Annotated in this window: 7 protein-coding genes; 2 read left to right on the plus strand and 5 right to left on the minus strand. The window is 69.5% G+C overall.

Features of this window, described 5'->3' with window-relative positions; translation table 11 throughout:
• The 3 genes from VJ976_RS00990 to VJ976_RS01000 form a co-directional block, all read right to left on the minus strand.
• A partial coding sequence (locus VJ976_RS00990; RefSeq protein ID WP_324098028.1) for a glycosyltransferase family A protein occupies positions 1 to 1,217 on the minus strand: 1,217 nt, incomplete at its 3' end.
• Positions 1,214 to 1,618, minus strand: coding sequence for a hypothetical protein (locus tag VJ976_RS00995; RefSeq protein WP_324098030.1), 405 nt, complete (start codon positions 1,616 to 1,618; stop codon positions 1,214 to 1,216). The genes VJ976_RS00995 and VJ976_RS00990, both read right to left, overlap by 4 nt.
• A 94-nt stretch (positions 1,619 to 1,712) precedes the next feature.
• Complete coding sequence (locus VJ976_RS01000; RefSeq protein WP_324098032.1) at positions 1,713 to 2,816, minus strand: hypothetical protein; 1,104 nt, start codon at positions 2,814 to 2,816, stop codon at positions 1,713 to 1,715.
• 73 nt (positions 2,817 to 2,889) lie between these two features.
• Between VJ976_RS01000 and VJ976_RS01005 the strand changes: the two genes are divergently transcribed.
• The gene (locus tag VJ976_RS01005) at positions 2,890 to 3,534 is read left to right on the plus strand and encodes a hypothetical protein (RefSeq protein WP_324098034.1); all 645 of its coding nucleotides are present in this window, start codon (positions 2,890 to 2,892) and stop codon (positions 3,532 to 3,534) included.
• Here the strand turns inward: VJ976_RS01005 and VJ976_RS01010 are convergent.
• Entirely contained in the window at positions 3,501 to 4,892 is a 1,392-nt protein-coding gene (locus VJ976_RS01010) for a hypothetical protein (RefSeq protein WP_324098036.1), read from the minus strand. The genes VJ976_RS01005 and VJ976_RS01010 overlap by 34 nt on opposite strands.
• Before the next feature lie 41 nt (positions 4,893 to 4,933).
• Positions 4,934 to 6,430 (minus strand): APC family permease, encoded by a 1,497-nt coding sequence (locus tag VJ976_RS01015; protein ID WP_324098037.1) that lies wholly within the window; start codon positions 6,428 to 6,430, stop codon positions 4,934 to 4,936.
• Between the two features lie 94 nt (positions 6,431 to 6,524).
• Here VJ976_RS01015 and VJ976_RS01020 point away from each other — a divergent pair, with 94 nt between their 5' ends.
• A complete protein-coding gene (locus VJ976_RS01020; protein ID WP_324098039.1) occupies positions 6,525 to 8,156 on the plus strand; it encodes a CDP-glycerol glycerophosphotransferase family protein in 1,632 nt (543 codons plus the stop codon).
• Positions 8,157 to 8,331 lie beyond the last annotated feature (175 nt).

Genomic DNA, 8,331 nt, shown 5'->3' on the forward strand with positions numbered 1-8,331 from the left:
CGGAGAACGGAAAGCACGTCGGGGATCTCTCGCACTCGACGTCCGAAGACCAGCTCGATCCTCTTGCGGAACTCCGTGTCCGCTCCTTTGCCCGTCGGATCGAAGAAGCCGATGCGCGACACTACTGGCACGGTGCGGAACATCAGCGAGGCGGCCGAGGCCACCCGGGCCGCCGTGCCCGGACGGTTCAGCTCCAGATGCTGGTTGACCTTGACGGCGCGGCTGATGGTGCCAGGCAGCCCGGCCCTTTCTATGAGGGGTGCGACATGTCGCTCGAACGCCTGCGGGTGAATCCAGTCGTCCGCATCTACGACGGTGCAGAACTCGCCTCGTGCCTGCCTGAGCCCGGTGTTGCGAGCCCGATAGGTTCCGCCGTTGAGCGCTTTGCGGATCACCCGGATACGGTTGTCCATCGCAGCGGCCTCGTCGAAGACAGGCGCGTAGGAGGCTCCCGAGGCGTCGTCGATGAGGAGCAGTTCCCAGTTGGACCACGTCTGCTGACACACCGATCGAATCGCCGTGAAGAGCTCTGGGCCGGGCCGGAAACAGCTCATCAGAACGGTGATGAGGCGACCCGAGTCGATCGTGGGCATGCTTGTCGCGGACAGTCTGTCGAACGTCGTCCTTTCGTTGCCGTCCGTGTCGGGCCGCAGACAGACATCAGCGATGGACGGGTTGCCCAGCGCGCGGTTGAAAGCCTCCAGCCACTCGGCCTCACTCTCGGGAGCATCGAAGATGTGGGGGTTGAGCAGGTCGGCGGCGATGGCGTGGCGCTGAGGCTCACGCACTCCGGGATGCGCGAGCAACGACTCGGTCGCCCGGCGATCACGAGTGGCGAGACGCAGCTGGAGGAAGAGCTCTACAAGGTGCGGTGGCAGGTCTGCCAGCCGCCCGGTCGCGTCGATCTGCTCGAACACAGCGCGGCCCAGGCTGAAGGCGTGATCTTCGATCTCCTGCAACGCCACCACTTGAGCGAAGCGCCCCAACCAAGGGGCGTCCATGTCCGAGGGCATCTCGGCGGGTCCTGCCTGGGCCCACGCATGAATGTCTGTGGGTACGTGCCCGGGCCAGGCAAGCTCGGCGAGGACCTCGCGCGCATGGCGCGACTTGGTCCGCAGGGCCGTAGCCACGATCGCATCCGGATCCTGAGCACGCGCGATACCCGCGTACAGGCGGGCCACCTGCTCGGGGGTCGTGCGACTGGAGCTGTGCCTCACGAGCCCGGACGTTCCTCATGCAGCCGATCATCGGTGGCCTCGGCATTCCGGCTAGCGCCCAAGGTCTGTTCGACGTAGGTCTGAAGCCGGTCCAGGCGACCCGTGTACTGCGCCTGCAACAGTCTCACCGTGCCCACCACATCTTCGTGAGTGTCGGATCTCTGTGGCTTCGCAGCGTCGGAGAGGTCCTTTCGGACTCGCTTGAGATCCCGAGCCACCTGCGCGCGTAAAGCGATGACGCGACGGTCGGCATCGATGGCCGCGAGGCAGGCCACGCTGAGCACGCCCATGAAGGCGCCGGTGACCAGCCACCAGAGCTCAGCGGCTGCAGCCGCGATCGCCACCACTGAGAGAAGACCGACGCCCAGTCCCGCGACGGCCAGCACTTTCTTTGCGTTCATGATGTCCTCTCAAGGTGCCGACTCTCGCCAGCGCGGTGTGAAGTACGAAACGCTGTGGTCGTCGGCCTTGGCCTGCGAGGCGAGCTCGGGGAGGTCATGCCGCGTCCTGCGTTCCGAACTCGGGGTGCCGCAGCAGCCCGATCCACTGCTCGCGAGCGTTGCCCAGGAAGTGGCTGATGCCGGTGGTCCAGGTGTGGCTTGACGCGTCGGCCTTGCGTACGTAGAGGTAGCCGAGGTCGTGCGGCTGGTAGATCGTCCCACCAGCCTCGCGCAGCGCCCGGATGAGCGCGGTGTCCACGGCGCGGGGCACCGCGGGCCACCCGCCCAGGGAGGCGAGATCGGACCGGTCGAGCAGGAAGGTGGCTCCGCTCACCCGATGCGTGAAAGCCTCGCGCGCCCCGTACAACCGGCGCACCGTGGTGTCGATCGCTTCGAGGAAGACGACGGTGGTGCTCTTGCCGACCAGGGTCGCGCCCGAGTAGTGGTGGGCCATGACGAGGTCGAGCACATGGGCGTCGCCGAGGTAGTCGTCGTCGTCGACCTTGCCGACGAGCTCGCCCGAGGCACAGTGGAAGGCACGGTTGAGCACGGTGCCGAAGACCTCGTCCGAGGGGTACTCCCTGACGACGAGGTGCCGAGCGCCGGCCGCCTCGGTCAGCCCGGCGGGTGCCGGCGAGCCGTGAAGCCCGACCACGATCTCCAGGTGCGGGTACGCCAGCCTGCTGAGCCGGTGCACCATCGCGGGCACGAGCTCGGCGCGACGACTGACCAGCACCAGGCTCACGCTGGGGAGCCGCGGCATCAGCGGCGTCAACACGGCCCGGCGCTGCTGGACCGCGCGCACGTCCCACGCCAGGTCACCGGCGCGGTCTCCCCGACACGCATGCACGTGTGCGCGCAGGCTCTCCGGAAGAGCTGTCTGCAGGGGGCGACCCAGCGAGCCGCAGACGAAAGTGCCGCGGGCCGCTGCGTGGTGGAGGAAGTCCGCGACGGCGGGGGCCGCGCCGGGCGGGCATCTCCCGCGCACGCGCAGCTCATGAGCGTTGTCCAGAGCGTTCAGGTGGCGGTGCAGCGGGCGCGACCAGGTTCCCCGGCGGGCGCCGAGACGCCAGTGGTCGCTGCCGAGGGAGAGGGTGGTGCTGGACATCCGGCGAGAGTCCGGGACCCGACCGACAGGGTTGTCGACGCGGATATCCATCCGGGCGAGTATAGGTGCGGGACCGGTGCATTCTCGGCCGCGACGCCGAGAACGAGCGGACTACCATGGGTCGGTGCTCGACGTGCAGGTAGTGCTGAACGGCCGCAACGCGACCGCCGGCGACCTCGCCGCCAGTGCGCAGAGCCTGCTGCGCTCGGTGGGAACGCTCGAGCTGGCCCATACCGACGAGGAGACGGTGCGCGTCCTGTGGGAGCGCTTCGGTGCGTCCGTCAGCGCGTTCGAGGTGCTGCGACCGGAGGTGCCGTTGCTGGTCGCGCCCGGCGGGGTGGTCTTCGCCGTCGGCGCCGTCCGGCGTGTGGTGGCCCAGACCGAGGTCCCCGGTCGGCGCGTGAGCAGAGTCTTCCTGCCGGGACTGGGGCCGCAGGAACACCTCGCCTGCTGGTCGGCCTCGTTCCTGCACTCGTACCAGGGCTCCATCGCCGCCCTCGTCGACGCCGACTTGGCCTTCGACCGTGAACATCTGTCCCACTCTTCGCCTCAGGCGCGCACGTGGCTGCCCGCCCACGCCGTGGGGGTGGCGCTGACCAGCGAGATCGGGGGTGACCTTGCGCGGTGGTCGCGGCGTACCGGGCTGGCCCTGGACGCCAGGGGAGTCTGGACGAAATCGGTCCGCGGGCCTGCGGGCGCCGTCCGGCGACGCTTGTTGCGCCGCCGTCATCGTCGTCAAGGCGCCGGCGTCCCTCGTTCTCTGCGGTAGAGCCACTGCGCCGCCAGGCTCCTGGACGCGCGGTACTGCGGCGAGCCGCCCTCGATGAGGTGCTCGACCGGAGTCGGACCACGCACGTCGCCGACACTGATCTGCTCGGCCAACCGCACATCGGAGGACATCGCGGTGCGGGCGTCCACCCAGGGGCGGCGGGGCCGCGGCGGTGGGCCGGTGCGCGAGGCCGGTCGCGCACCGGTGAGTGCCTCATCGACCAGCCGTGCTGCCGCCCTGCCTCCCGTGGCCGGCTCCAGCGCGGCGCAGTTCCTCCGAAGCTCGTGCCGCACCCCGTCATCGAGGAGCTTGGCGACCGCGGAGTCCACGTCGTTGCCGTCAGCCCGCAGGGCAGCGCCCCGCTGCGCCGCACCGTCAGCCCGAGCGGACTGGTCGTCGGTGACGTGGTGCACACTGGGCACCAGCAGGGTCGGGACGCTCTGGCCCAGCAGCTCGTGCACCGCGTTGTAGCCCGCCGCGCTGGCGGCTGCGTCGAACGCCTGAAGGTGGCGTGCCAGCGGGTAGACGTCGTCGAGCATGACCGTGGAGCGGGAGCGGGAGCGGTCGCCGATACCGTGCTCGGCGATGCTCTGCCGGGTGACCGCAACCACCCAGTCGGGGTTGCGGGCAGCCACGGCGCGCTGGATACGCGCAGCGACCTCATCGACCGACCCCAGCGCGCCGGCTCCCGGTGCCAAGAGCAGCACAGGGCGATCCTGGGGTAGCCCCAGGCTGGCGCGGGAGGCTTCGCGAGAGGCAGGCGCCAGCACGTCCACCAGGCTGACCGGGGGGATGCGTCGTGCGTCAGTGCGCTCGGCCAGGGGGCCGCGGTCGGCGACGGCCCCGTAGTCGCCGGGCTCGATGACCAGGTCGAACTCCTCGGAGTGCTGCAGACGGTGGGTCAGGGCGTCCGGGCGCCACATCCCCCGGCGGACCCACACGAAGGCCACGCCGGGCAGCAGGGTTCGCGCCTGCAGCAGCCCCTCGTAGGGCACCACCCCGTCGAAGACCACGGCAGCCGCCCGGGTCTCGACGGCGAGGGCGACCAGGCGGTCACGAAGGTAGGGGTGCCAGCGGTAGGAGCGGTAGGTCTGGCGCAGCACTCGCCTCCAGCCCTGCTCGGGGAGCCAGCGCGACTCCCGGCTGGGGCAGTACTCGTAGCGCAGGTGGTGCCGGCCCGCCTCGGGCAGCTCCCCGGAGGCGTCCGCGGCCATGATCCGCGGCAGGGCACCGGAGAGCGAGAAGACCACCGACCCTTGGCCCGGCGGCCGGCTCAGTGCCACGGCGAGCTGGCGGGACAGATGCCCCATCCCCACGCCGTTGCTGGTCATGAAGATGACCACCGGGGGTTCGGACATGAGCGCAGGCTACCGCCGCGCGAGCCCGGCCAGGCTGGTCGCTACTTCATCACCTTGTCGGCGTCGTCGCCGAGGATGAGGTAGGTCATCTCCTCGTCCGAGGTCTGGTTCGACTCGGCCCGCCGGGAGAAGTAGAAGACGACTCCCAGGAGGATCCACACCGCGAGGGCCGCGTAGGACTGGATCCCCAGCTGCGCCGGCGAGCCGGGGGTGAGCAACAGGAAGAAGAAGATCGCACCGGTCAGCGCGCCCAGCGCGCTCATCAGCTTCTTGGGCGTCGAACACACGCCGTCGGGGTCGTTGGGTCGGGCTTCGGAGCTCGACCAGCGGAAGAGCTTGAACGCGGCCAAGCAGGTGTAGGTGTAGGCGATGGTGACTCCCGTGGCGGTCATGTCGACGATCCACAGCAGAACCTCGCGGCCGAACCATGGCGCGATCAGGCACAGGAGAGCGGTGAACCAGATCGCCAGCATCGGGGTGCCGTGCTTGGGGTGCAGCCGGCTCATCGCGTCCGGGATGGCCCGAGCCCGGCCCATGGCGAACAGCAGCCGGCTGGCGGACACGAAGAAACCGTTCAGCCCGGTCGCGACGCCCATGCAGACCGCCGTGCCGAGGACGAGCACACCGACCGTGCCGTAGAGGTTCCGCATCCCGTCCGCTGTGCCCCACGCCGGTTCGGAGGCGACGAGCTCGGTCCACGGCTGGGGTGCCGCCGTGGCCAGGATCATGATGACGTAGACACCGGCGGCGGCGGTGATGGCCAGGATGATCAGCGCGAACGCCTTGGTCGGGCTGAAGTCGAACTCCTCTGCCGCCTGCGGGATGTTGTCGAAGCCGGCGTAGGCCCACGGGGCGATGGCCACGATGGCCAGCGTGGCCGCGAACGGAGCCGAGCCCTCGGGGAAGGCGGGGCTGACGTTCGACCAGGTCGCGTCTCCAGCGAACAGCACGCCGATGGCGATCAGGGCGACGCCGGCGAGCATGACCATGCAGAAGATGAACTGCAGCCGCCCGCTCATGGAGGCTCCGAACGTGTTCAGGACCGCGAAGAGCAGGACGGCGGCGCTGGCCACCACGACCTCACCCATGTAGACGTCCCAGCCGGCCACCTTCCACAACGGCATCCACTGCACCAGGTCGGGAGTCAACGTGCGGAACAGCAGGGCGAGTGCAGAGGAGTTCAGCGCCACCACCGAGATGTAGCCCAAGGCCAGGAACCACCCGCAGATGAAGGCCTGGGTGCGTCCGAAGGCGACGTAGGTGTACGCATACTCGCCGCCGCTGACGGGGTAGGTGCGGATCAGCAGCCCGTAGCTCACGGCGATCAGGCACATGAGCGCAGCGCCGATGGTGATGCCGAGGATGGTGCCCAGCGGGCCGGCCGTCTCCATCCATCCGGTGGGCAGGATGAAGGCGCCCCATCCGACCGCCGAGCCGAGCGCGATCGCCCATACCCACTTGGGCTTCAGAGACTTGGCGAGCTCGGTGCGCTCCTGCTCGTGAGTACCTGTCGTGCCCGAGGTGTCCGCAGTGGCCATAGTGGTCTCTCCGATGTGCGGCAGATAATTCGGGCCAGCATAGTCCGACGCATGTGACTGCGGTAGGTATTCCTGAGCACTAGTGTGTCGCGTGATGTCAGTACAACCGGTCTGCGAGTACGTCGACATCGCCGGCTCGCGACTGCACGTCGCGATCCGTCTTGTCGGAGCCGACCTGCCCGCCGGGTCCCGCTTCACCCTGCGGCTGCAGCGACGCACCGGCACCCTGGTGGCCCAGTCCAGCGCAGAGGTCACCTGGAGGGTCAACGCGGTCGGCACCTGGAGCCGATGCGCCCTACGCTTCGAGCTCGCCTGCGACGCCCTGCCCGCCGGGTCCTTCCGGCTGCATCTCAGCGCGGAGCCCGATGCCGCTCCGCCGGCCCTCGTGCGACCCTCGACCGGGCTCCTGGCCACCTCACGACCGATGACGGTGGGCGGACGCAGAATGCAGCTCTTCCCCTCCGCCGGCCGGCCGGCGCTGTGGCTGCGGGTGGCCTCCGCACATCCGTTGAGCGGCATCGTGTGGTCGCTGCGCAACGCCGTGCGCGATCTCGCGTTCGCCGCTCATGGGCGTCGCTTCAGCTGGGTGCGCCTTGCCCGCGTGCTCAGTGCCCCGTTCGTTCCCTCGGGACCGATCTGGCTGATCGGCGAACGTCCGGAGACGGCCCGCGACAACGGGCGTGCCTTGTTCGTCCACCTTCGCCGGACGCGGCCACAGGCCTCCGTCTACTACCTCATCTCGGCGGACAGCCCGATGCGTGCGGCGGTGGAGCCGTTCGGTCAGGTGGTGACCCACTCCTCGTGGCGTCACCGGCTGCTCATGCTGCACGCCGACGTGCTGGCGAACGCGTACTCGATCAAGCACATGCTGCCGAGCCGCTGGCATCCGGGTGCCTACATGTGGCAGGCCACCTGGCGCATCGGAGCCCGCCGCGTCTACCTCAAGCACGGGGTCCACCTCAGCCCCTACGCGGTCAAGCGGGCCAACGGCGGGTACGACCTCATCGCCACCGTGGGGCCACGCGAGACCGCGGCGCTAGGACAGACCTCCGGCTACTCCGACCAGCTCGTCCAGACCGGGCTCGCCCGGTACGACGCCCTGTTGGTCGACGCGGAGCCGACGCGCACCGTGCTGTTCATGCCCACCTGGCGCCGTTACCTCGTCCCGACCTTGTTCGGCGGGGCCGACGACGCCATGGTTCCCTTCGCGGGGTCGGCCTACGCGACGTTCCTGGACGAGCTTCTCGGGAGCCCGCGGCTGGCCGCGATCCTGGAGGCGCACGACCTCACGCTGCAGATGGTCCCGCACTACAACCTGGCGTCAGTGCTGAGGCTGCCCGGCCGAGCCAGTCACCGGATCGAGGTCTTGGACGCCGCCACGGCCGACATCCCCGCGCTGCTGCGCTCGTGCCGGCTGTTGCTGACCGACTACTCCTCGGTCCAGTTCGACGTCGCCTACGTCGGCACGCCCGTCGTGTACTGCCAGTTCGACGAGGAGGAGTTCACCAGCGGCCACGGCGCCTTCTCCTGGTTCACCGCCGAGAGGGACGGGTTCGGGCCCGCGACCAGCGGCGTGCAGGGCGCGTTGGACGCCATCGACGCCTACGCCGAGTCCGGTTTCGAGCGCGAGACGCGGTACCAGGCCCGGGTCGACGCCGTCTTCGCCCACCGGGACCAGCAGAACTGTGACCGCCTCGTGGCCGCCATCGATGCCCTCGAAGGATGATGACCAGGACGCCCCCTAGGACGCCGGCTCGTGAAGCCGGTCGAGGATGCCGTGCAGGGCCCGTGCGCTGAGGTGGTGGTCGAGGAAGCTCCGGGCCCGGCGCTGTTGTCCTCGGTAGGCAGCCGGGTCGGCCGAGTGCCGCTCGATCCAGTCCTGGCACGAGCCCTCGTCGGTG

It is taken from the genome of Ornithinimicrobium sp. (assembly GCF_035267225.1).
GTDB lineage: Bacteria > Actinomycetota > Actinomycetes > Actinomycetales > Dermatophilaceae > Ornithinicoccus.